This is a genomic window from Pectobacterium parvum (assembly GCF_020971565.1).
In the GTDB taxonomy this organism is placed as follows: Bacteria; Pseudomonadota; Gammaproteobacteria; order Enterobacterales; family Enterobacteriaceae; genus Pectobacterium; species Pectobacterium polare.
Genome location: NZ_CP087392.1, coordinates 3793297 through 3817229, shown reverse-complemented (window position 1 = coordinate 3817229; position 23933 = coordinate 3793297). Strand labels below are relative to the sequence as shown.

The following is a 23933-nucleotide window of genomic DNA, read 5'->3' as shown; positions in this document are numbered from 1 at the left end:
CGAGCCTGAGTTTTTTCTGTCTTAACGCAGGCTGGATTCCTGCTGGTTGGCGAGTTTCACCGTGTCACGCTGCTTTTTCAGCCCGCGCCAGCCGATCATCAGCATGATCGCCAATACCGGAATTGTTGCAACCGTCCAGGTGCCGTTCGGGTAATCAAACGCCATCAATCCCAATACGCTCACCAGAAAAGCCAGCGTCAGCCACGATGTCACGGGCGCACCGGGCATTTTGAACGCCACCGGTTTGGCTTTGCCCTGACGAATCGCTTTACGCAACTGCATCTGACACAGAATGATGAACGCCCAGGAGCAGATAATGCCGAGCGAGGCGATATTCAGGACGATCTCGAATACCTGCGATGGCACCACGTAGTTCAGCACCACGCCGATAATGTGGATGGCGACCGTGACCAAAATACCGGTATACGGCACTGACTGGCTGCTCATTTTCGACAGGAAAGCGGGAGCCGAACCACCCAGCGACAGCGAGCGCAGAATGCGGCCCGTCGAGTACAAGCCAGAGTTCAGGCTGGACAGCGCAGCGGACAGCACCACGATATTCATGATCGTCCCGATATAGGGAACGCCCAGCTTGCTGAAGAAAGTCACGAACGGGCTTTGTCCGGCCTGATAGGCGTTCCACGGCAGCAGGCAGACCAATAGCGCGACAGAACCGACGTAGAACAGGCCAATACGCCAGATGACGCTGTTGACTGCTTTCGGCAGCACCTGCTCCGGGTTTTTACATTCGCCTGCGGTGGTACCGATGATCTCGATACCGGCAAAGGCAAATATCACCCCTTGAACCAGCACCAGTGCAGGCAGAATGCCGTGCGGGAACAGGCCGCCGTTATCGGTAATCAGGTGCAGGCCGGGCGTGTTGCCATCCAGCGGGCTGCCCGTGCCGAGATAGACCGTGCCGACCACCAGAAAAATGGCGATAGCCGCGACCTTTACCAGCGCAAACCAGAACTCCATTTCGGCAAACCACTTCACACCAATCAGGTTCATCAGCGTGACGATAGACAGCGCACCCAGCGCGAACAGCCACTGTGGGACATCGGCAAACGTACCCCAGTAGTGCATGTAGAGTGCGACAGCGGTGATGTCGACAATCCCAGTCATCGCCCAGTTGAGGAAGTACATCCAGCCTGCCACGTAGGAGGCCTTTTCACCCAGAAACTCACGCGAGTACGACACGAAGCTACCGCTGGTGGGGCGATGCACGATCAGTTCGCCCAGCGCGCGCAGGATGAAAAAGGAGAAAATGCCACAAACCAGATAGACCAACGCCAGCGCTGGCCCTGCCATTTGCAGACGCGCACCTGCGCCAAGAAACAGCCCGGTGCCGATGGAACCGCCAATTGCGATCATCTGCACATGGCGATTGCCGAGACTTTGGTGATAACCCTTTTCATGGAGACGCTGTTCAGCGGCATGACGCTCGCCGTGAGGGGAGGAATGTTCTGTCATTGGTGTCCGTGTTTTCCTGTCTGTCACGCATCTCGTGGCGATGCGTTCGCTATTATTATTTAAAATTCAATTGATTACGTTTTTGTTCGCGACATTTTATAGTGCGCTGAGCACGGTCAGCCGCATGGCAGAAAACAACGGCAGCGATGCTACCTTTTCCTGCGTGCTGTGGCAAAAAATGGATGGAAGGAAAGTGTGTCAGAGCATGATGGTGTGGGGGAACGCGGTGCGTTAGGCGGGGAACACCCTTCACCGCCCCGGTTATGTGATAAATACCGGAGCGGGATGAAACGCAAAAGGTGATGGGTTACACGCCGATATCTGCGCGCGTCGGCCCCTGAAAATGGATGGCGTTGATATGGCAACTGCGCGGCTGGATAAGCACGAAACGCATGGTTTCCCATATCGAACGGGCGTTCAGCAGATGCTCGCCCATTTTTTCCCCGCTCGCGGGGCTGTGATCAAAGCCAGTGACCTCAAAATCTGGTGGATAAAACCCCGTCACGCGAATGTTTTCCTGCGCGACATGATGTGCCAGATTCTGGCTAAAGCCGCTCATGCCGTGCTTGGCGGCGAAGAACGCGGGGTGGGCGATAGAGTCATGGAACTGTGGTACGCCGCAGACGGAAACCATCGCCAGAATATCGGCACCCTGTGAACGGTGTAAGCTCGGCAATAGCGCTTTGGTGAGCAAAATAGAACCGGTCAGGCCGGAGTTGATGGTGCTGACGATATCCGCATCGGTGTCTTCTTCCCCCAATACGCCTTCCAGCCATTGTGCGGCGCTGAGTACCAGAATATCGACGGGCGTGCTGTCTTCCAGCAGTTGAGCGGAAAAATTGCTGACCGAATCAGGATTGGCAATATCGCACTGATACGCACGCGCGGTGCCGCCTTCCTGATGAATGATGTCGACGCTGGCCTGTGCATCGGCCAATCTGCGGGCGCAAAGATCGACCTTCACCCCTTCGCGAGCCAGCCAGATGGATACCGCTTGTCCAAAATCGCGACCACCGCCGGTGACAATCGCGCGTTTACCTTTCAGCATCATATGTTCCCTTGGCAACGTGTGTGCTTCCGTTGCTGCGTACCCGGCGACAGAGCGGAACGCAGCATGAATGTGTTCGTTAGGTTTTCTGTGACGCTGCCTGTGCGGCATCTTCTTCCGCCTGCCGTAAAATGGCTTTGGCGACCCACTGCGTGACATCCTGAATGCCGTCTTCTTCCAAATGCCAGATATCTTTCAGCACCAGGAAAACCTCCGAACCATAAATAAGCGATAACGCATAAATCACCCGCTGTTGTGCTTCCGGCGTGATTTTTCCTTCCAGCGGTTCGGTGGCAATTTTGAGCAGGCGTTTACGATTGCCGCGTGTCAGCGTATCTGTATGCAGGCGATTGGAGCGGCGATCGGCCCATTGTTGTAGTGACAGATGTAACGCTGCACGCAGCGCACCTTCATGCTCCAGCATTCTTGGGTAAGCAAAGTGCAGCAGCTCAGAAACGCGTTCACTGGCGTCCGGCTGTGTCGGGTGCCACGCCAGAATCGGGCCAAGGCTTTCGCCGACAACAGCGGAGACTAACGCACTTTGCGTCGGAAAATAGCGGTAGGCCGTCGCGCGTGAAAGTTGAGCCGCAGCGGCAACATCCGTAATGGAAGGGAATATGCCTTGATCGAACATATTCATGGCAGTATCAATTAGTAAACGACGGGTTTTCGCCCGTGTTGATGTCAGTTTTTCATCCCGTTCAATCACATAGACCTCATTGAATTTTCGGGCCGGACGCTATCGGGCAGCACGGCGTTGTCGCCTGAACTATAGCAAATTGAGTGATTCTTGTGCCACGTCAAGCTTTCTTACTGTTAATGTAATGCCATACATAACATTTTGAGACTTTTGTCTCATTTGGGTATTTAATGATTTGTCTTTCTGATACTCAAGTCTCAATATGGCGACAAATTAATCTTGTCTGTTTTTGTAATTTTATAATTTCTATTTATATCAATCTGTTAATTGTTTCGCTAACGGTGGAAGGGATACCAAATGAGAAGTGAAGTTGGCAGCGTTTATATTGCAAGTACCGCTGATACTAAAGGAAAGGAACAGATTTACGTCCGCGATTTGATTGCCGCTACAAGCTTAAAAACGGTCACGGTCGATCTGTCAACGACACCACCGTCAGCTGATACACAAGTGTCAGAGGCGACAGATATCAGCGCCGCAACGGTGGCATCTTACCATCCGCAGGGCGCATCGGCGGTGTTTTGCCATGACCGAGGGCACGCAATTAGCGCCATGGCCGTTGCATTTGAGCACTTTATGCTGTCCCGCGATGATATTGCCGGGGTGCTGGGTCTCGGCGGCTCCGGCGGAACCGCGCTGATTACGCCCGCAATGCAGGCGTTACCGATTGGTATGCCGAAGCTGATGGTGTCGACGATGGCCTCCGGCGATATCTCCGGTTACATCGGTGCCAGCGATATCAGCATGATGTACTCCGTTACCGATGTGGCGGGCCTGAACCGCATTTCTCGTCAGGTTCTCGGCAACGCCGCGCACCAGATCGCCGGCGCCGTGAAGTTTCATATCCAGGAGCATCATGACGATAAGCCCGCGATTGGCCTGACCATGTTTGGTGTCACGACGCCGTGCATTCAGGAAGCCAGTGCATTGCTGGAAGCGGAGTTTGACTGTCTGGTCTTTCACGCGACGGGCAGCGGTGGGAAAGCGATGGAAAAGCTGGTGGACAGCCATTTGCTCACTGGCGTGCTCGACCTTACAACGACTGAGGTGTGCGATTTACTGTTTGATGGCGTGTTGGCCTGCGGGCCGGAACGGTTTGATGCGATAGCCAAGACGCAGGTGCCTTACGTGGCGTCCTGCGGTGCGCTGGATATGGTGAATTTTGGTTCTCCCGCTAGCGTGCCGGAGAAATACGCGCACCGTCTGTTCTACAACCACAACGCGCAGGTCACCCTGATGCGGACCACGATAGACGAAAATATCGCGATGGCGCGCTGGATTGGGGAGAAGCTCAACCGCTGTGAAGGCGAGGTGCGCTTCCTGATCCCGGAAGGCGGCTTCTCCGCACTGGATGCGCCGAATCAGGCGTTCTGGCACCCAGAAGCCCGTGACGCGTTTATCAGCACGTTGGAGAGTGTCGTGCAGCAAACGGCAAGACGACAGATTATTCGTCTGCCTTTCCATATTAACGATCCTTTATTTGCCCATGCCGCAGTCGATGCGTTTCGGGCGTTAGTGAAATAAGAAGGGAGAAGCATGATGTCAGGCATAAATCGTCAGGAACTGCTGGCAAAATTCCGCGACATGATCGCCCGCCGTGAGCCGATTATCGGCGGTGGCGCGGGAACGGGGCTTTCCGCGAAATGTGAAGAAGCGGGCGGCATCGATCTGATCGTGATCTACAACTCCGGGCGCTATCGCATGGCGGGGAGAGGTTCGCTGGCTGGTCTGTTGGCTTACGGCAACGCGAATGAGATCGTCGTGGATATGGCGAAAGAGGTGCTGCCGGTGGTGAAGCACACGCCAGTACTGGCGGGCGTGAACGGAACCGATCCTTTCTGTCTGTTTGATAAATTTCTGGATGATCTGAAAGCGCTGGGTTTTTCTGGCGTGCAGAATTTCCCAACCGTTGGGCTGATTGACGGTAATTTCCGCGCCAATCTGGAAGAAACCGGAATGGGGTACGCGCTGGAGGTGGACATGATTCGTCTGGCGCATGAGAAAGACATGCTGACTACGCCTTATGTGTTCAGTGCGGCAGATGCGGTCGCGATGACGAAAGCGGGGGCGGATATTATTGTGCCGCACATGGGGTTAACCACTGGTGGCAATATTGGTGCGGAAACCGCGCTTAATCTGGCGGATTGCGTTCCGTTGATTAATCACTGGGCACGTGAGGCAAAATCCATCCGTAAGGATGTGATTGTGCTGTGCCACGGAGGACCGATTTCAACACCGCAGGACGCACAGTTCATTATGGATCACTGCCCGCAGTGTGATGGTTTTTACGGTGCCAGCTCTATGGAGCGGCTGCCGACAGAAACCGCATTAACGGCTACGACACAGCAATTTAAAAAAATTAAGCGTTAACAGACTTTTTTTGGCTCTATACCTAACCGACGTCCTAAAGCAGGAAGAAATACGGGTAAATTTTGTGCCAATATCAGGGAATGCGGCCAGCACATGCTGGCCGTAGTTTTTTGTGTATAAAACAGAGGTACTAAATAGCGTTTTAGGTCGCGTTGGTACGAAAGTTATTGTTATAAATGCTATTTTTCACAGCACGGAAACTTCGGAGAAATAGGTATGACATGGCGTATCACGATAGGACTACTCACGAACTTACTACTCAGCTTTGGCGTTATGGCAAGCGCGGGCATTGGGTTTCAACAAATAACGTTAGCGGATGAGGCCACTAATAGGCCGTTGGACGTCGCCGTATTTTATCCGGCTTCGTCACCATCGCAGACGACGACCATTGGTGAAAATATTGCTTTTCCCGGCATTGTGGTGAGTAAAAATGCCGAGCCGGAATCTGGTGAACATCCTTTGATTGTGGTTTCACACGGCTATAGCGGGAGCTGGTTTAATCAACTCTGGCTGGCGCAGGCGTTGGTTAAGCAAGGCTATATTGTCGCTGCGCCCAATCATCCTGGAACCACGACGAAAGACATGCGCCCTGAGAACGCTCAGGCTCTGTGGCAACGCCCTCATGACCTCAGCCGCGTCATTACGGCATTACTCGCTACGCCAGAGAAGACGGGGCAGGTTGATGCGAAGCGCATTGCTGCTGTGGGTCACTCGCTGGGGGGATGGACGGTGCTGGCGCTGGCTCGTGGGCGTTTCAATACCGAACAGTTTGAGAAGGATTGTCTGACGCACGTCGGGCTGGCGTCCTGCAAAGTTTATGAAAAGATGCAGGTCGCAAAAAGTGCCGCATCGCGTGCGCAGCTTGATAAATCACTCGCCGATCCACGCATCAGTGCGGTGGTCTCGCTGGATATGGGGCTGGCGCGAGGGTTTACCGCAGAGAGTCTGGCGGCGATAAACATTCCCGTATTGATTATGGCGGCGGGGTATCCCAATGACGAGCTACCTGCCGAGCTGGAATCTCACTATCTGGCGCAGAAGCTGTCACCAGCGCATTCAGCGTATAAGGAAATTGCCGACGCAACGCATTTTAGCTTTATGCAGCTTTGTAAGCCGGGTGCTGTTGAAATCATCAACGCCGAGAGCCCGGGCGATGGCATGATTTGTCTCGACGGCGGTGAGCGTTCGCGTGAGCAGATCCATCAGGAAATAGGGAAGGATGTCAGCGATTTTCTTCAGGCGGCGTGGCGGAAGCCGTAGTCTGTTCCTGAAGTGGGTACTGACTACGCCAGACGCTGGGGCTCATCCCCGTTAGCCGCAAAAATTCGCGGTTGAAGTTTGATTTAGTCTGAAATCCGCTGGCCAGCATGATATCCGTGATTCGGTCATCCGTTTGGCTGAGGAGGCGCTTAGCCTCCTCTATGCGATATTCGTTCATCACCTGCGAGAAATTACGACCGTGAACGCGGTTGATGGTTTCGGACAGGCGTCTGAGCGGTATGCCCATACGCCTGCTCAGGCGCTGAAGCGTCATGCCCGGATCGGTGTACAGCGCGTGAGTGCGGATGAAATCATCTAACGCTTTCGCGAGCTGGTGTTCGTCATTGGTGGCAGGGACAGCTTCAGGCTTCGGATCGGGTGGCGCGGCAAGCCCTGCCTGCGGGGACGAGCGGTGTGTGACGATCAGCAGGGTCAATATCGCCAGCATGACGATGTGGAACGCGGTGATGATGGTCGCCGCGCTATTGCCGCTGTAGAACGCGATATCCAGTGCAATGACGGTGTCTATAGCGCCGGAGATAAGCACATACAGCCCGGCGATAAACGGCGCGCTTTTCCATCTAGGTAATGACGTTTGCCGACGGTGAGCACTGTAAATCAGCGCTGCCCCAGAGCCGAAGTAAATACTCACCAGCATCAGATCGATGAGCGGAACGGTTGTTCTGCTCTGGATGGCGCTTGCGCCAAGGATGAGTAAAGGTGGTAACAGATGACAGAGAGATCGTCGATGTCTGCGGGTTATGTCCTCTGCGGCCTTGTCGCCGTGGGGGAAAAGACACAGCCATAACAGCGGTGGAATCGATGCGGCAATCGCGGGTTGAATAAACGCGGGTAAGGCAACATGGCTGCCCCAACGTAACGCCACCAGCGTCAGGGCAAAACAGCTTACGCCGATGAGTACCGCTTCTGCCGTTGCACTGCGCTTTTGGGTGTTCTTGTTATGGGAATGGTTGTGAATAGCCAGAAACTGGATGCGAAAAAACAAAATAACCAGCAGAAATGCGGTAATAAACGGTAAAGGAATCGCGGTCATCGTGTTTATCAACAACGTTATGGTAGCTATCTGGTCTGATGAAACCGCGCTACCGGAATAAACCCGGTAGCGCAGCGTTCTGTGGTGCGCGTGAATTAGCGGCGGTAATTTTTCTGTGCCGTGTTCACTTTGTTCAGATAGCGACGTGATTCGCCAGACGGATGCTTCGTCGTCAGCGTTTGGTAGACATCGCTCGGTGACATGTTGTTGATCATGCCCACGGCGCGATCGCGATCGCTGGAGAAGACGCGCAACACGCTGCCTGCGCCACCGTTATATGCGGTGATGACGGCGTAGCGTTTTGACGTCGGGTTCTCAATGCCGGCCAGGTAGCTGTTCTTCAGAATCGACAGATAGGCGGTACCCGCGTCGATGTTTTGTTCTGGATCGAACAGATAGCTGCGGCTCGGCTGCCCCCCTTTCCCTTTCATCTTGAAGACGTCGCGTCCTGCGCTGTGCTGCACCACCTGCATCAGACCCAGCGCATCGGAACGGCTGACGGCATAAGGGTTGAAGCTCGATTCTGTCTGCATAATCGCCAGAATCAGCGACTCTTCAATGCCGTAACGCTCGGAAGCCTTACGCACCAGCGGCAGGTATTTGTGCGCGCGCTTATCCAGATGGTTAGGGACAAGCTGCATCGTGACCGACCAGATAACGTGCATGCCGGAGGTGCGTTTTTGCAGACGGTTCTGGAGCAGGTAATCCGCAAAGCTGGCGGCACGACCTTCCCAGCGGATCGGCTGTCCGGTGTTATCCAGCACCTGTCCGTACAGCAGCGGTTCGCGGCTGATTTGAATATCGTTAGCGTCGGAATACAGATCGGTGTTACTGGCGTCATCGCCCATCAGCAGGGTGGTGACAATCGCCTGACGCAGGCTGGCAACGGAGTCGGTTGCCGAAATGGTTTCGATCGTGATTGAACCGGCATCAAAGTTGATGTGGCTACGCGTTTTATATTGATCGGTGTATTTGACGTAGTCTTTAGGGCCGGCGATCAGTACTTCATTCATCCCCCAGATATTTTCGATGTTGTTGGCGAACTGGCCCATCAAAATATCGAAGGCGTTGGTATCCTTGAGAAACTCTTCGTCGTTGGCATTCCCTTTGTTTCCTGAACAGGAAACCAGCAGTGGTGCAATCACCAGCAGAGCTAACATTTTCTTCATATAACAAGCCGTGTCGGAATGGGGACGTAAGCGGGCCCGAAAGCCCGCCATCTCAGTGGCTCGGAGGCGTATAGCCTTCGATGTGTACGTCCTTTCCTTCAAACAGGAATTTGATCATTTCCTGTTCCAGCAGCTTACGGTCGTCAACATTCATCATGCTGAGTTTTTTCTCGTTGATCAGCATGGTTTGCTTGGTTTGCCACTGCGCCCAGGCTTCTTTGGAAATGTCGTTATAGATGCGCTTGCCCAGATCGCCGGGATAGAGCTGGAAATCCTGCCCTTCGGCGTCGCGTTGTAAAAAAGTACAAAAAATCGTTCTGCTCATGCTTCTTCCTCATCAATTTCGCAGGCTTTCAAACGTGTTGACTGCGGGTGAGCCAACTCCCTCAGCAGGCGTTCTACTGGGGCGGCCAGTCCGACAGACGGCGGCTGCGCTAAGTTATACCAGAGACCTGCATCGTCATCCATGCAGGACCTGTTTTGTGAGCGATCGGTCTGCGATACGTCCAGCCAGAGCGGAACGATATCCAGATGAAAATGGCTAAAGGTATGGCGGAACGCGACAAGCTGTTGCAATCCATCAGGATTCAGACCGCGTTGGTGCATCCAGAGTTCCAATTCCCGACGTTCGCTGAACTGTGGGAAGCAAAATAGCCCGCCCCACAGGCCGACGGCAGGGCGCTGTTGCAGCCAGACCTGAGAACCTTGTTGCATCAGCAGGAACCAGCCGGTTTTCTCCGGCAGCGTCTGCTTCGGCTTCTTGCCGGGGTATTGCGCCCAGCTGTGGTTGGCGTAGGCAATGCAGCCGGTGTTCAGCGGGCACAGTTCGCACTTGGGGCGGCTGCGGGTGCAGACCATCGCACCGAGATCCATCATCGCCTGATTAAACTGGCTGACGCCCTCGGCTGGCGTGACGTCTTCGCTCCGCGCCCACAGTTTCTTTTCAACCTCTTTCTTGCCCGGCCAGCCGTCAACAGCGTAGCAGCGTGCCAGCACGCGCTTCACGTTACCGTCGAGAATCGGGTAATGCTGGCCGAGCGCGAGCGACAGCACCGCGCCGGCGGTGGAACGCCCGACGCCCGGCAATGCCGCGACTTCATCAAAAGTGGTGGGGAACTCGCCGCCGTGACGTGACACGATGGTCTGTGCCGCTTTGTGCAGATTGCGCGCGCGGGCGTAGTAGCCCAGCCCGGTCCACAGGTGGAGCACTTCGTCCAGCGGCGCTGCCGCCAGGGCGTTTACGTTCGGAAAGCGTTCCATAAAGCGTTGGAAATAGGGAATAACCGTGGTGACCTGCGTTTGTTGCAACATCACTTCGGATAGCCATACTTTATAGGGAGTTTTCTCAAGCTGCCACGGCAGGGTTTTGCGGCCATAGCGTTGATACCAGTCCAGCACCTGATGGGCGAACTGTTGCGCTTGCATCATAAAATGGGGTCACTATCCGGCAGGTAAAAAGTTTGATAGTGATTCCAGCACAGAGTGAATGTGCTGTAAACCGGAACTTTCCGAGGCAGTGGGCTTGCTAAACCACGGTATCCTTGCATAATGCGCGTTTCATTAACGAAATCGGACAGCAAGTAAGCACTCTTTATGATTAACAACGTCATTTCACCGGAATTTGATGAAAATGGGCGCCCGATGCGTCGTATCCGCAGTTTTGTCCGCCGTCAGGGGCGCTTGACTAACGGGCAACAGCTGGCGCTGGATAACTACTGGCCGGTGATGGGCGTGGAATATCAGACCGAGCTGGTCGATTTTAACGCGCTATTTGGTCGTGACGCGCCGGTGGTGCTGGAAATTGGTTTTGGGATGGGCGCCTCGCTGGTGACGATGGCGGCACAGCATCCTGAGCAGAATTTCCTCGGTATCGAAGTTCACCTGCCGGGCGTGGGAGCCTGTCTTGCTGCCGCACAAGAGGCGGGAATCAGCAATCTGCGCGTGATGTGTCACGATGCGATCGAAGTGCTGATGAATATGATCCCGGATGGCTCACTGTCCATGGTTCAACTCTTCTTCCCAGACCCGTGGCACAAAGCCCGCCATAATAAACGCCGTATCGTCCAGGTGCCTTTTGTCCAACTGGTACAGAGTAAGCTGAAAGTCGGCGGCGTGTTCCATATGGCAACAGACTGGGAACCTTATGCACAACATATGCTCGAAGTGATGACCTCTGTCACCGAGTACCGTAATCTTTCCAATAATAATGAGTACGTTGAGCGGCCGGAGTCCCGTCCGCTGACGAAATTTGAAGCACGCGGCCAGCGTTTGGGGCATGGCGTGTGGGATCTGATGTTTGAGAGGATAAAATAAAATGGCACAAGCTCGTAGCCGTCGTTTACGTAAAAAGCTTCACATTGATGAGTTTCAGGAATTAGGTTTTTCTGTCAGCTTCCGCTTTCCAGAAGGCACTAGCGTAGAAGATATCGATCAGCTGATGGATAAGTTCGTTGACGACGTCATTGAACCAGAAGGACTGGCCTTTGAAGGCAGCGGTTATCTGCTCTGGGAAGGCCTGATCTGTCTGCAAAAAATTGGTCACTGCACCGAAGAGCATCGCCAACTGGTTAGCCGCTGGCTGGAAGAGCAGAAACTGACGGACGTGAAAGTCAGCAATCTGTTCGATATCTGGTGGGATCTGCCAGAACACCTGCTGTAATCCTTGGTCTTATCAAGGCATGCCTGAGCTGATTCTGGCTCAGGCGTTATCCGCCTCATCAAAGGGCGGATTGCCGCTCTCCCGCTACTGCCGTTGTTTTCTTCAGGAGAAAATATGTCGCGTAAAATAACCTTGGGTTTATTGATGTTGCTGTCTTGGCAAGCGCAGGCGGCCTACCAGTGCAACGTGAACCCGCAGGACGACATCATTATCAGTCCGCAACACGTACAGGTCGTGGGTGCCAGCGGCAACTTACAACTCTCCCCGCAGGGCGATATCGTCCGTAACGGTACACCGCTGACTCTGAATGCCGAACAGCGCCAGAAAGCCAAAGCTTATCAGGCGGATTTACGCCAGCAGCTGCCGTGGATCGATCAGGGCGCACAACAGCATCTTGAAAAAGCGCGAGTCGCGCTGGATAACGTCATCGTGCAGGAGCTTGGCAGCGACAGCAATGTGCGCAATCGTCTGACTACGCTGGATAAACAGCTCAAGCAGCAGATGAACCGAATTATCGAACACCGCACCGATGGCCTGACGTTCCACCATCAGGCGATTAAGCAAGTTGAGCAAGATGGCAAGCAGCTCGTGCAGCAAAGCATGGGCGGCGTTTTGCAGGACAGCCTGAACGAGATGGGCGTAAAACAGATGTCCAGCGGCGGCAACCCACTACAGGCGATGATGGGCAACCTCGGTGGTTTGCAGAAAGCGATTCAGGCCGAGTGGAACAATCAGGAACTGGAGTTCCAGCGTTTTGGCAATGATGTATGCGGCCGCGTCACATCGCTGGAAAATCAGCGCAAGAGTCTGTTGCAGTCATTGAAATAAGTATTCACGACGTATACCGATATTAAAGAAAACCGGGCATTGCCCGGTTTTTTGGCGTTTACGGCGCAGGAAACGTGAAACGACGGTGGATCGCTTCCAGTTCATCAAGGATCTCGCCGTCCAGCGTCAGGTTCTGACTGTCGAGATTGATTTGTAGTTGTTCCAGCGTGGTTGCGCCCAACAGCGTACTGGCGACGAACGGCTGCTGGCGCACAAACGCCAATGCCATTTGCGCCGGATCCAGACCGTGCTTTTGCGCCAGCGCCACGTACTCGGCAACCGCTGCCTGAGCCTGCGGGCCGGTATAGCGGGTGAAGCGGCTAAACAACGTGTTACGCGCATTGGCCGGTTTCGCGCCGTTCAGGTATTTCCCTGTCAGCGTACCGAACGCCAGTGACGAATAGGCGAGAAGTTCCACGCCTTCATGCTGGCTGATTTCCGCTAAGCCAACTTCAAAACTGCGGTTCAGCAGGCTGTAGGGATTCTGAATCGACACGATACGCGGCAGGTCGTGCTTTTCCGCCAGATGCAGATAGCGCATCACGCCCCACGGGGTTTCGTTGGAGACGCCGACGTAGCGGATCTTACCGGCACGCACCTGCTCATTCAGCGCTTCCAGCGTTTCCAGCAGCGTTACTACCGATTTGTCGTCAGTATATTGCGGTTTGTCATCCGTATACTGATAGTTCAGCTTGCCAAAACAGTTGGTCTGGCGCTGTGGCCAATGCAACTGATAGAGGTCGATATAGTCGGTGTTTAGGCGTTGCAGGCTGGCATCCAGCGCGGCACGGATGTTTTTTCTGTCCAGCGCCTGCTGTGGGCGGATGCTGTTATCGTTTCCGCGTACAGGGCCGGAGACTTTACTGGCCACAATCAATTTTTCACGTCCGCCACGGGATTTCAGCCAGGAACCGATATAGCTCTCGGTCAGCCCCTGTGTTTCCGGGCGTGGAGGAACGGCGTACATTTCTGCTGTGTCAATCAGGTTAACACCTGCGGCAATGGCGTGATCTAACTGGGCATGAGCGTCTGCTTCGCTGTTCTGTTCGCCAAAGGTCATCGTACCAAGACCCAGCACGCTCACTTCTAAAGAACTATGGGGAATACGGTGATATTGCATTGCCAGCTTCCTTATGTCTGAAAATAGCAGGCGCATTTCCCGTCATTCCGCATGATTTGCTGCGATTCCAATGAGTTTGGGAAAACACACCTGAATTCGACTATAAACGAAGCCGTGGTGAGTGGGGAAGTTTCTTCTGTTGCTCTTCAGCAGGATTTTGCCGAAGAGCGTCATTCGATGGGGAAAATATCGGGTTAGCGCTGCACGATCTGGGAGACTTGATCGCGGTTGATTTGTTTCTGATTACCTTGCTCATCGGTATAGCTGAGCAGCCCGGTATCTTTATCCAGTACGGGTTTTCCTTGCGTCAGGAGCATTTCCCCCTCTTTTGTCGCCATCACGTAGTCACTGGAACAGCCCGCCAGAGTGAATAATAACGCCAGTGTGATTGCCATTTTAATCCGTACTTTCATCATATTAACCTGTTCATCAATGCCAAAGCTTAGGGGGGAGTCTAGCAAATGGTTGCGAGGGATAACGTAGGAATAATGGAAAAAATGTGTTTGGAGAGAGTTAATGTTGTGTAATCAGGCGGCTGGTCGCCGCCTGATTAGGTCGCCTTTATCGTGAGCGCTCGCTATGCGGCGATCAGTGCGTCGTTTTTTCTTTTTTACTGCGCAGCAGGTTCAACGCCTCGACGGACATCGAGAAGAACATGGCGAAGTAGATGTAGCCTTTCGGTACGTGAACGTCGAAGCTTTCCAGAATCAGGGTGAACCCGACTAGGATCAGGAACGACAAGGCCAGCATTTTGACGGACGGATGGCGTTCGACAAACTCGCCGATAGGGCGCGCGGAGAACATCATCACACAAACGGCGATAATGACTGCTGCCATCATAATAAACAGATGGTCAGACAGACCAACGGCGGTGATCACCGAGTCCAGGCTGAAGATAATATCCAGCAGCATGATCTGCACAATCGCGCCAAAGAAAGAGTACACCTTGGAAGTATGGTCTTCTGAACCGCCTTCGACGGTTTCGTGAATTTCCATACTCGACTTCCAAATCAGGAAGAGCCCCCCGAAGAACAGAATCAGATCGCGCGTGGAAATCTCGTTGTCGAATGCGGTAAACAGCGGGTCAGTCAGACGCATGACCCAGGCAATAGAAGCGAGTAGCCCCAAACGCATTAACATCGCACCCATCAGCCCGATGCGGCGAGCTTTGTTTTGCTGGGCTTTAGGCAGTTTGGCGACAACCAGAGACAGGAAAATAATGTTATCGATCCCAAGAACGATTTCCAGAATAGTCAGCGTTCCCAATGCCAACCATGCGTTCGGATCAACAATCCAATCAAACATTATATCAACACACCTTAAACGAAACGTAAACGATATTATACTCTGCCAGATCGGGGACTAAGCAAGCGAAAGTGTGATGTCGTGAAAATATACTCGTCATACTTCGCATTGCAGCCGTGTGCTGGTGTCCCTTTTGCTCTGGTTTTTTACTCTGGGTCGGCGTCAGGCTTTTCCCAGATCGATTCCCTTGTCGCACGATTGCTGCGTAATAGAGTGCGGCGTATAAGGTTAGTGTACGATGAAGCGGGGCGCTGGTGAAGCATCGTGCTAATGAAATTCAGCTGCTGAGCTGCATAAAGTGGCGGGCCAGTAGCGGCGCGGTAAAGGTTTTTTTCAGGTAGAAGCCGCGTGGCAAGGTCAGAATCGGTTGACCAAATTCGCCAATTGCCTCGGTTAATGCCCGGCTATTTGCCGCTTTGGGGCGTAACTGTAGCACTTCACCATGTCGGGCGGTGATGCTTTCTACCCGACCAAGCACGATCAGATCCATCAACTCTTCCCAATCGCAGCGCAGCTGTTCCTCTTCTTCTTCATTGGGGCTCCAGATCAGCGGGGTGCCAATACGGCGTTCCCCCAGCGGAATGTGTCGCGAGCCTTCCACCGGAATCCACAGTACCCGCGCGAGCTTGTGTCGTACGTGGCTGCTTTCCCACGTCACGCCGCTGTTGCCTGTTAACGGTGCGACGCAGACGAACGTGGTTTCCAGCGGTTTGCCCTGTTCATCAATGGGGATAGTTTTTAGCTCAACGCCGATGTCGGGGAAATCTTGCTCGGGCTTGCTACCTGCGCTTGCACCCAGAAAACGCTCCAGCAAGATACCAATCCAGCCTTTATCACGTTTCAGGTTGGCAGGAAGGGGCAGGCGAGCGATGTCCGCTAATTCCGCGAGATTATAACCCGCGAGGGATTGCGCGCGTTCCAGCAACGTGTGCTCACTTGGCGGCGCAGTCGTGTGAACCGTGGGTGAATTCATAGCGTATAGCCCGATATTTTTCCGCTCAAAAAAAATACAATAGATAGAGAATACCAACGCACAGCCTGAAAAACTGTGGAGAAAAACAATAATAGCATGATTCGTAGTGCTTTTTTTTAGTGTGATGGCGATCACTTAACACTGTTTTGCAAACTGTGCACGTGTAGCCACCGACAATAAACAGGATCTTACACTAGGTTATCCACAGATTTCTTGGATAACCCACATAAACATGAATTACTGGTTCGATTTACAGCCTTGACTCCCGACCTTTTTGCTGTTTTTGCCTATTTATTGCCTGACTTTGAGGTATTCCCTGTGGATAAAATCGGCATAGTGCGATCTTTCGCCAATCTTGCGTTGTATGCCATTTGAACAAAAAATAAGGGGTCGCAATTTCAAGTGAAATGGTTTGTAATTTAATGAATAAAAAGCACTATTTTCTAATTCGCATTAATATTTTTTCTTCATTAAAAATGAGTTTTACTCACTTCTTCATGGGTTCTGCACAAAGATGTCCACAGAAAAAGTGAATAAATTGCCGATTCCGGTCTTCACATGTTTATAACTTTGATCTTATCTGTGGGTTATCTTACTTTTATTCGTATCACATGCTTTCTAAGCAGTGGTTTACCACCTGACGGGAGTGTGAAACAATCAGGTCATCTTTGCATTGATGTTTATCGAGGTAGTCCGGTGATCGATGATGATGGCTACCGCCCAAACGTTGGTATTGTAATTTGTAATCGGCAGGGGCAGGTGATGTGGGCCCGGCGCTATGGTCAGCACTCCTGGCAGTTTCCGCAGGGGGGGATTAACCCCGGTGAAAGTGCTGAGCAGGCGATGTACCGCGAACTGTTTGAAGAAGTCGGGTTAAGAAAAAAGGATGTGCGCGTATTGGCATCTACCCGTAACTGGTTACGCTATAAATTACCAAAGCGTTTGGTGCGTTGGGATACAAAACCGGTCTGTATCGGCCAAAAGCAGAAATGGTTTTTGCTACAGTTGATGTGTAATGAGTCGGATATCAATATGCAGAGCAGCGGCACGCCGGAATTTGATGGCTGGCGCTGGGTGAGTTACTGGTATCCGGTACGTCAGGTCGTCTCTTTTAAGCGAGATGTGTATCGTCGCGTGATGAAGGAATTTATCAATCCGGTGATACTGCTTCAGGAGAGTGTTGCGGCTCGGGTGGTTACGCCATCCGGTCCCCGGCGAAAAAGAGGGTAATTCAGGCACATTATGCTCACGCGCTTGCGAGAAATTGTCGAAAACGTTGCGGCAACGGCCCGCCTTAGTGATGCGCTGGACATTCTGGTCAATGAGACCTGTCAGGCTATGGACACGGAAGTCTGTTCCATTTATCTGGCCGATCACGATCGTCAATGTTATTACCTGATGGCAACGCGCGGGTTGAAAAAGCCGCGCGGGCGCACGGTTACGCTGGCGTTTGGGCAAGGCATTGTCGGGCTGGTCGGGCAACGTGCTGAGCCCATCAATCTGGCTGATGCTCGTGCGCATCCCAGCTTTAAATATATCCCCGCTGTGAAAGAGCAACATTTCCGCTCTTTTCTTGGCGTTCCTATTATCTACCGTCGCCACCTGCTGGGCGTACTGGTGGTGCAGCAGCGTGAACATCGTCAGTTTGATAAAAACGAAGAGTCGTTCATGGTGACGCTGGCCACGCAGATGGCCGCTATTCTTTCCCTTTCACAGATAAAAACGCTCTTCGGTCAATACCGTCAGACGCGCGTTAAAGCGCTGGTAGCTGCACCCGGTGTGGCGATTGCCCCTGGCTGGCAGGATTGCACCCAGCCTTCTCTGGAACAGGTTTTCCCCGCATCGAGTCTGGACAGCGAGCGTGAGCGCTCCCGTTTAACGCAGGCGTTGGAAGAAGCAACGGCGGAATTTCGCCGCTTCAGCAAGCGGTTTAGCGCCAGCGCGCAGAAAGAGAGCGCGGCGATTTTCGATTTGTACTCGCACTTGCTGAACGATGCGCGGCTCAAGCGTGAACTCTTTCAGGAAGTGGATGCGGGCAATGCTGCCGAGTGGGCCGTGAAGCTGGTGATCGAGCGTTTTGCTGCGCAGTTCACCAATTTGCAGGATACCTACTTACGCGAGCGGGCGGGCGATCTGCGCGCATTGGGGCAACGGCTGCTATTCCACCTCGACGATAACGCACAAGTCATGGGGCAATGGCCTGAGCGCTTTATCCTCGTGGCGGATGAATTAACGGCCACGCTGCTGGCAGAGCTGCCGCCGGAGCGGCTAGCGGGCGTTGTTGTCTATGACGGGGCCGCCAATTCGCATGCGGCGATTCTCGTCCGTGCGATGTGGATTCCGACGCTGGTGGGCGCGGACATTCAGCCCGATCTGCTGCATCAGCGCCTGCTGATCATCGACGGTTATCGCGGCGAGCTGCTGGTCGATCCTGAACCCGTGCTGGTACAGGAATACCAGCGCCTGCTGACGGAAGAAAATGAGCTGACCCGCCTGGCCGAAGGCGAAATGGAACAGCCTGCCGTGCTGAAAAGCGGCGAACGCATTCAGGTTATGCTGAATGCGGGGCTCAGCGCTGAACACGAAAAACGCTTTATCAATCAGGTTGATGGTGTGGGGCTGTACCGTACAGAAATTCCGTTTATGCTGCAAAGCGGATTTCCGTCCGAGGATGAGCAGATGGCGCAATATCAAAGCATGTTGGCGCTTTATCCTACGCGCCCCGTGATGCTGCGCACGCTGGATATTGGCGCGGACAAGCCGCTGCCTTATCTGCCTATTAGCGAAGAGAACCCGTGTCTCGGCTGGCGCGGCATTCGTATTACGCTCGATCAGCCTGAAATTTTTCTGATTCAGGTGCGCGCGATGCTGCGCGCCAACGCGCATATTGGCAATCTCAACATCCTGCTGCCGATGATCAGCAGTCTGGATGAAATCAGTGAAGCGCGTCGCCTGATCGATCAGGCTGCGGGCGAAGTAGAAGAATTGCTGGGCTTCCCCCAGCCTAAGCCGCGCATTGGCGTCATGATTGAAGTCCCGTCGATGCTGTTCCTGCTCCCTCATCTGGCTTCCCGCATCGATTTTGTTTCGGTTGGCACGAACGATCTGACACAGTATCTGCTGGCAGTCGATCGTAACAATGCCCACGTGGCATCGCTTTATGACAGTCTGCACCCTTCCATGTTGCAGGCGTTGAATATGATTGCCGTCGAGTGCGAGCGGTATAACATTCCGCTTTCCGTGTGCGGTGAAATGGCGGGAGAAGCACTTGGTGCGCTATTGCTAACGGGGTTGGGCTATCGCTCGCTCAGTATGAATGGACGTAGCGTTGCGCGAATTAAATATCTGCTGCGCCAAATTACGCTGGCTGAATCGCAGGCGCTGGTGAAGCAATTGCTCAGTGCGCAGAGCGCAACGGAAGTCCGACAGTGGGCGGCGATTTTCATAGAAGATCGCGGATTGGGCGGCTTGATTCGCGGCGGACCCTAATCTGTCGCGGCGGTGCGGTCCTTCGTTATGAATATACTCTAAATAATTCAAGTTTCAGGAAGGCGGCAAGTGAAGGAGTCCCGATGAGCTTACTTAAGTAAGTGATTCGGGTGAGTGAGCGCAGCCAACGCACATGCAACTTGAAGTATGACGAGTATTAATGTTTTACAGAACTTTTCCCCGATGCGATCAACGAGCGTGGGTGCGTATGCTATGATTCGCCACCGCGGTTCGCAGGAACGGATTCATTCTCCTGCCTTTTGCCTATCAATGACGATCCCGAAAACAGGGATAACACAATAAAATATGTGGTGAATGATGACGACAAGCTATCTGGCGTTTCCTCAGTTTGATCCCGTGATTTTCTCGATTGGCCCGTTGGCGCTGCACTGGTATGGGCTGATGTATCTGGTGGGTTTTATATTTGCCATGTGGCTGGCGGTGCGTCGGGCGAATAAACCGGGTAGCGGCTGGACCAAAGATGAAGTCGAAAACCTACTGTATATGGGGTTCCTTGGGGTCTTCGTCGGCGGGCGTCTGGGTTACGTCTTGTTTTATGCCTTCCCATCATTTCTTGAAAACCCGCTCTATCTTTTCAAAGTCTGGGATGGCGGCATGTCGTTCCACGGCGGTTTAATGGGCGTCATCTGCGTCATGCTGTGGTTCGCGCATCGCACCAAACGCCATTTCTTCCAGGTTGCTGATTTTATTGCCCCTCTGATTCCTTTCGGGCTTGGTGCTGGCCGGTTGGGTAACTTCATCAACGGCGAACTGTGGGGACGCGTGACGACGGATACGCCGTGGGCCATGCTGTTTCCTGGCTCGCGCGGCGAAGATATGGCGCTGGCTGTCAGCAACCCGCAGTGGCAGGCGATTTTTAATCAATTAGGTATGCTGCCTCGTCATCCTTCCCAGCTGTATCAAATGATGCTGGAAGGTGTGGCGCTATTTATCATTCTGAATCTCTTTATTCGTAAATCTCGGCCGATGGGCAGCGTTTCAGGGCTTTTCCTGATCGGTTATGGCATGTTCCGAATCATTACTGAATTCTTCCGCCAGCCGGATGCGCAGCTGGGGCTGTTTGGCGGCCTGTTCAGCATGGGGCAAATCCTGTCGTTGCCGATGGTGATCGCCGGTATTCTGATGATGGTCTGGGCCTATCGCCGTCAGCCTGCACAGCAATAATCCGCCGTCCTTCTTTAATATTTGTGGTGAGGTAGTATGAAACAGTATCTGGATCTGATGAAAAAAGTGCTTGAAGAGGGCACGCCGAAAGCCGACCGTACCGGCACGGGCACGCGTTCTATTTTCGGCCATCAGATGCGTTTCAACTTGCAGGACGGGTTTCCGCTGGTTACCACCAAAAAATGCCACCTGCGTTCGATTATCCATGAACTGCTCTGGTTCCTGAACGGCGATACCAATGTTTCTTATCTGCATGAAAATAAAGTCAGCATTTGGGACGAATGGGCGGATGAGAACGGTGATTTGGGGCCGGTTTACGGTAAACAGTGGCGTTCGTGGGGTGCCGCAGATGGCCGTCAGATCGACCAGTTGAAGAATGTCCTGACCCAGTTGAGACAGGATCCAGATTCTCGCCGTATTATCGTGTCGGCCTGGAACGTGGGTGAGCTGGACAAAATGGCGCTGGCACCGTGCCACGCGTTTTTCCAGTTCTATGTGGCGGATGGCAAACTTTCTTGCCAGCTTTATCAGCGCTCGTGCGATATCTTCCTCGGCCTGCCGTTCAACATCGCCAGTTATGCGCTGCTGGTGCATATGGTGGCGCAGCAGTGCGATCTGGATGTCGGTGATTTCGTCTGGACTGGTGGCGACACGCATCTGTACAACAACCATCTGGAACAGACGAATTTACAGTTGAGCCGTGAACCACGCGCGCTGCCTAAACTGGTTATTAAGCGTCGTCCGGATACGCTGTTCGACTACCGCTTCGAGGACTTTGAAATCGAGGGATACGATCCACATCCCGCCATCAAAGCACCGGTTGCGATCTAAAGCCTCCCCCATGTTTTCAAGGGCCGCGTAATGCGGCCCTTTTTGTTACTTATCTTTGTGCAACGGACCTACCGCTTCCTGAATCGATGGTGCTGGGGAATTTCTAACCCCATCTGCCGCGATAAGCATTAGAGTAAATAGTTCTTCCTCACTGGTAATTTGCATTTTGCGACCAGCATGAGGTTTCATCTGTCGAGATGACACAGTTACACGGTAATCTGTCGGCTCTTTATTCATAATCACCTCGAAAAATGACGATTTATTAGCCGCATTGTCGCGCATTATTTACTCTTCCTCAATGTGCTATCCCCGATTTGAATACGATATAAACCAGTTGAGTAAATCATCTGCCGAGCTAAAGAGAATAGATTTATCCCCGTTTACATCTAAAAATTGATGACTTTTGATATAATAATCAGCAACTTTTTCATTGACTGGGCTTTGAATATAAACGCCTTCACCTTCCACCTTGATGAGGAAAAATAGGATGATGATTAAACAATAAGTCAGCATTTTCCCATCTAGGATAGATCCCTTTTTTGAAAAATTCTGAAGTAACTCAATGCTTAATATATGGTTTGTCGTGTTGAACGAACAAATACAAGCCCCGTCGGGTTTAATGCTGATCAGTTAAGGATCAGTTGAACGATCCAATAGCTGTGTAAGAATCCGGAAGTGTTCTTCATTTCCGGATTTTTTATGCGTATCTCTCAGGCCATCGACCTCGTTTCACGTTACGATTCGACCCGTAATCCTTTGACTTCTCTTGGCGACTTTCTTGACCCAGAACTTATTGCCCGTTGCCTTGCTGAGTCCGGCGTGGTCACCCTGCGTAAACGCCGTCTTCCTCTCGAAATGATGGTCTGGTGCGTTGTCGGCATGGCGCTTGAACGTAAGGAGCCGCTTCATCAGATTGTCAATCGGCTGGATATTATGCTGCCCGGTAACCGTCCCTTTGTTGCTCCCAGCGCGGTTATCCAGGCCCGACAGCGGCTCGGAAGTGACGCCGTTCGACGGGTGTTCACGCACACCGCTCACTTGTGGCACAACGCTGTGGCGCATCCCCACTGGTGTGGATTGACGTTACTGGCGATGGATGGCGTCGTCTGGCGCACACAGGAAACACCTGAAAATGATACCGCCTTCCCGCGCCAGACTTACTGCGGCCAACCTGGCCCCTACCCGCAGGTCAAAATGGTCTGTCAGATGGAGCTGACCAGCCATCTGATAACCGCAGCAGCCTTCGGTACGATGAAAGACAGCGAATATACCCTGGCTGAGCAACTGATAGACCAGACCGCAGATAATACGCTGACGCTGCTCGATAAAGGGTATTACTCATTAGGGTTGCTGAATGCCTGGAAGCGTGCGGGAGAACACCGACACTGGATGATACCGCTTAAGAAAGGTACCCGTTACGAGGAGGTCCGGAAACTGGGAAAAGGCGATCATCTGGTACAGTTGAAAACTACGCCACAATCCCGCAAAAAATGGCCGGGACTGAGTACAGAAGTGACAGCCCGATTACTGACCTATAGCCGTAAAGGAAAAATCTATCAGTTACTGACTTCGATGACTGATGGCATGCGTTATCCGGGAGGTGAAATGGTTGAGCTTTACAGTCACCGTTGGGAAATCGAGTTGGGTTACCGTGAAATCAAACAGACAATGCAACTGAGCAGACTGACACTGAGAAGCAAAAAACCGGAACTTGTGGAGCAGGAGTTATGGGGTGTGCTGCTGGCGTATAATCTCGTGAGATATCAGATGATTAAAATGGCCAGTCAACTGAAAGGTTACTGGCCAAATCAGCTGAGCTTCTCAGAATCCTGCGGGCTGGTCATGAGGATGTTGATGACGCTTCAGGGTGCATCGCCGGGTCGTATCCCTGAACTACTGCGAGATCTGGAGAGTATGGGACAGATGGTGAAGCTGCCGATAAGAAGAGAAAGAACCTTCCCGAGAGTGGTGAAAGAAAGGCCTTATAAATATCGAAAAGCGAAGAAAAACAGCCAGTCAGTTGCTTAACTGACTGGCATTACCCCGTCGGGTTTGGTTATTGGTATGTCAGTATCGATCTTAAAGATAAACCCGAATTCACTATCAGCGTAAAGGCTCATTTTTGCCAAGCGCCAGTCAATATCGAAATCGCTTTCTCTGGCAAGAGCAATGCACCAGTCAACATCATCCTGGTTCATTGGGGAAACTGACATACCAAGGTTAACCGTACTAAAGTAACGATTTGCCACTTCCAGAGCCGAGGTCCCATTTTCTCTCACTGTTGTTGATTTCATTTCGATCTCCTTATCCTGAGTTCGATTCCTCCTTGTCACCGACTTACTCGGGGTGTGACATTACCTCCTTCATTGCGTGGTTTCTCCTGCTATTCCTTCGTTTCTCCTACCTCTCCGCACGCTTTTTCTGTTGTTACATCGTTGCAGTAAAACATTGCGAGCCGCCGCGTATAGCGCT

Annotated in this window: 25 protein-coding genes; 12 read left to right on the top strand and 13 right to left on the bottom strand. The window is 52.7% G+C overall.

Translation table 11 applies throughout. From position 1 onward, the window contains the following. Positions 1–21 precede the first annotated feature (21 nt). Positions 22–1473: an L-asparagine permease gene (gene ansP / locus LOZ86_RS17220; RefSeq protein WP_039483800.1), complete on the bottom strand. Its 1452-nt coding sequence runs from the start codon at positions 1471–1473 to the stop codon at positions 22–24. Positions 1474–1555: 82 nt separating this feature from the next. Here ansP and LOZ86_RS17215 point away from each other — a divergent pair, with 82 nt between their 5' ends. Next, complete coding sequence (locus LOZ86_RS17215) at positions 1556–1708, top strand: hypothetical protein (protein WP_165717303.1); 153 nt, start codon at positions 1556–1558, stop codon at positions 1706–1708. Positions 1709–1780: 72 nt separating this feature from the next. On the opposite strand, the gene LOZ86_RS17210 is transcribed toward LOZ86_RS17215, so the two are convergent. Both LOZ86_RS17210 and LOZ86_RS17205 read right to left on the bottom strand, forming a co-directional pair. Continuing rightward, entirely contained in the window at positions 1781–2521 is a 741-nt protein-coding gene (locus tag LOZ86_RS17210; protein ID WP_039483804.1) for an SDR family oxidoreductase, read from the bottom strand. A gap of 79 nt (positions 2522–2600) precedes the next feature. Further along, entirely contained in the window at positions 2601–3230 is a 630-nt protein-coding gene (locus LOZ86_RS17205; protein WP_039483806.1) for a TetR/AcrR family transcriptional regulator, read from the bottom strand. Positions 3231–3518: 288 nt separating this feature from the next. On the opposite strand from LOZ86_RS17205, the gene LOZ86_RS17200 reads away from it, so the two are divergent. From LOZ86_RS17200 to LOZ86_RS17190, 3 genes are all read left to right on the top strand, one after another. Then, a complete protein-coding gene (locus tag LOZ86_RS17200; protein ID WP_039483808.1) occupies positions 3519–4742 on the top strand; it encodes a Tm-1-like ATP-binding domain-containing protein in 1224 nt (407 codons plus the stop codon). 12 nt (positions 4743–4754) lie between these two features. Beyond that, positions 4755–5588, top strand: coding sequence for a phosphoenolpyruvate hydrolase family protein (locus LOZ86_RS17195; RefSeq protein ID WP_106389063.1), 834 nt, complete (start codon positions 4755–4757; stop codon positions 5586–5588). A gap of 216 nt (positions 5589–5804) precedes the next feature. Continuing rightward, positions 5805–6848: an alpha/beta hydrolase family protein gene (locus LOZ86_RS17190; RefSeq protein WP_230242498.1), complete on the top strand. Its 1044-nt coding sequence runs from the start codon at positions 5805–5807 to the stop codon at positions 6846–6848. Here LOZ86_RS17190 and LOZ86_RS17185 read toward each other — a convergent pair. The 4 genes from LOZ86_RS17185 to mutY form a co-directional block, all read right to left on the bottom strand. After that, a complete protein-coding gene (locus tag LOZ86_RS17185) occupies positions 6811–7902 on the bottom strand; it encodes a helix-turn-helix domain-containing protein (RefSeq protein WP_230242496.1) in 1092 nt (363 codons plus the stop codon). The genes LOZ86_RS17190 and LOZ86_RS17185 overlap by 38 nt on opposite strands. A 95-nt stretch (positions 7903–7997) precedes the next feature. After that, positions 7998–9071 (bottom strand): membrane-bound lytic murein transglycosylase MltC, encoded by a 1074-nt coding sequence (mltC, locus tag LOZ86_RS17180; RefSeq protein ID WP_039483813.1) that lies wholly within the window; start codon positions 9069–9071, stop codon positions 7998–8000. 52 nt (positions 9072–9123) lie between these two features. Further along, a complete protein-coding gene (locus LOZ86_RS17175; RefSeq protein WP_014700955.1) occupies positions 9124–9396 on the bottom strand; it encodes an oxidative damage protection protein in 273 nt (90 codons plus the stop codon). After that, positions 9393–10499 (bottom strand): A/G-specific adenine glycosylase, encoded by a 1107-nt coding sequence (gene mutY / locus LOZ86_RS17170; protein WP_039483814.1) that lies wholly within the window; start codon positions 10497–10499, stop codon positions 9393–9395. The genes LOZ86_RS17175 and mutY overlap by 4 nt, the downstream gene beginning before the upstream one ends. Before the next feature lie 165 nt (positions 10500–10664). Between mutY and trmB the strand changes: the two genes are divergently transcribed. The 3 genes from trmB to LOZ86_RS17155 all read left to right on the top strand — a co-directional run bounded on the left by trmB (position 10665) and on the right by LOZ86_RS17155 (position 12558). Continuing rightward, positions 10665–11384 (top strand): tRNA (guanosine(46)-N7)-methyltransferase TrmB, encoded by a 720-nt coding sequence (gene trmB, locus LOZ86_RS17165; RefSeq protein ID WP_039472184.1) that lies wholly within the window; start codon positions 10665–10667, stop codon positions 11382–11384. A 1-nt stretch (position 11385) separates the two neighbouring features. Next, the gene (locus tag LOZ86_RS17160) at positions 11386–11730 is read left to right on the top strand and encodes a YggL family protein (RefSeq protein WP_039483816.1); all 345 of its coding nucleotides are present in this window, start codon (positions 11386–11388) and stop codon (positions 11728–11730) included. A 114-nt stretch (positions 11731–11844) separates the two neighbouring features. Next, positions 11845–12558, top strand: coding sequence for a YggN family protein (locus LOZ86_RS17155; RefSeq protein ID WP_039483818.1), 714 nt, complete (start codon positions 11845–11847; stop codon positions 12556–12558). Between the two features lie 58 nt (positions 12559–12616). On the opposite strand, the gene LOZ86_RS17150 is transcribed toward LOZ86_RS17155, so the two are convergent. The 4 genes from LOZ86_RS17150 to mutH all read right to left on the bottom strand — a co-directional run bounded on the left by LOZ86_RS17150 (position 12617) and on the right by mutH (position 15956). Continuing rightward, on the bottom strand, positions 12617–13678 hold the full coding sequence (locus LOZ86_RS17150) for an NADP(H)-dependent aldo-keto reductase (RefSeq protein ID WP_039483819.1): 1062 nt from the start codon (positions 13676–13678) through the stop codon (positions 12617–12619). Positions 13679–13872: 194 nt separating this feature from the next. Beyond that, positions 13873–14091, bottom strand: coding sequence for a YgdI/YgdR family lipoprotein (locus LOZ86_RS17145; RefSeq protein ID WP_039483821.1), 219 nt, complete (start codon positions 14089–14091; stop codon positions 13873–13875). Positions 14092–14266: 175 nt separating this feature from the next. Beyond that, positions 14267–14983 carry a TerC family protein gene (locus LOZ86_RS17140; protein WP_039483823.1) on the bottom strand — a complete coding sequence of 239 codons (717 nt, stop codon included), beginning with the start codon at positions 14981–14983 and terminating at the stop codon, positions 14267–14269. Positions 14984–15260: 277 nt separating this feature from the next. Further along, complete coding sequence (mutH, locus tag LOZ86_RS17135; RefSeq protein ID WP_010282867.1) at positions 15261–15956, bottom strand: DNA mismatch repair endonuclease MutH; 696 nt, start codon at positions 15954–15956, stop codon at positions 15261–15263. 696 nt (positions 15957–16652) lie between these two features. Here mutH and rppH point away from each other — a divergent pair. The 4 genes from rppH (at position 16653) to thyA (ending at position 21461) form a co-directional block, all read left to right on the top strand. Continuing rightward, positions 16653–17186: an RNA pyrophosphohydrolase gene (rppH, locus tag LOZ86_RS17130; protein ID WP_010282870.1), complete on the top strand. Its 534-nt coding sequence runs from the start codon at positions 16653–16655 to the stop codon at positions 17184–17186. A 12-nt stretch (positions 17187–17198) separates the two neighbouring features. Further along, a complete protein-coding gene (gene ptsP / locus LOZ86_RS17125; RefSeq protein ID WP_230242495.1) occupies positions 17199–19445 on the top strand; it encodes a phosphoenolpyruvate--protein phosphotransferase in 2247 nt (748 codons plus the stop codon). A 318-nt stretch (positions 19446–19763) separates the two neighbouring features. After that, positions 19764–20630, top strand: coding sequence for a prolipoprotein diacylglyceryl transferase (lgt, locus tag LOZ86_RS17120; protein WP_039483944.1), 867 nt, complete (start codon positions 19764–19766; stop codon positions 20628–20630). A gap of 36 nt (positions 20631–20666) precedes the next feature. Continuing rightward, positions 20667–21461: a thymidylate synthase gene (gene thyA, locus LOZ86_RS17115; RefSeq protein ID WP_039483826.1), complete on the top strand. Its 795-nt coding sequence runs from the start codon at positions 20667–20669 to the stop codon at positions 21459–21461. Between the two features lie 45 nt (positions 21462–21506). Here the strand turns inward: thyA and LOZ86_RS17110 are convergent, their stop codons facing one another. Beyond that, the gene (locus LOZ86_RS17110; protein WP_039483828.1) at positions 21507–21743 is read right to left on the bottom strand and encodes a hypothetical protein; all 237 of its coding nucleotides are present in this window, start codon (positions 21741–21743) and stop codon (positions 21507–21509) included. 417 nt (positions 21744–22160) lie between these two features. On the opposite strand from LOZ86_RS17110, the gene LOZ86_RS17105 reads away from it, so the two are divergent. After that, positions 22161–23489, top strand: coding sequence for an IS4 family transposase (locus LOZ86_RS17105; protein WP_161546580.1), 1329 nt, complete (start codon positions 22161–22163; stop codon positions 23487–23489). On the opposite strand, the gene LOZ86_RS17100 is transcribed toward LOZ86_RS17105, so the two are convergent. Beyond that, positions 23486–23755, bottom strand: coding sequence for a hypothetical protein (locus tag LOZ86_RS17100; RefSeq protein WP_230242493.1), 270 nt, complete (start codon positions 23753–23755; stop codon positions 23486–23488). The genes LOZ86_RS17105 and LOZ86_RS17100 overlap by 4 nt on opposite strands. Positions 23756–23933 lie beyond the last annotated feature (178 nt).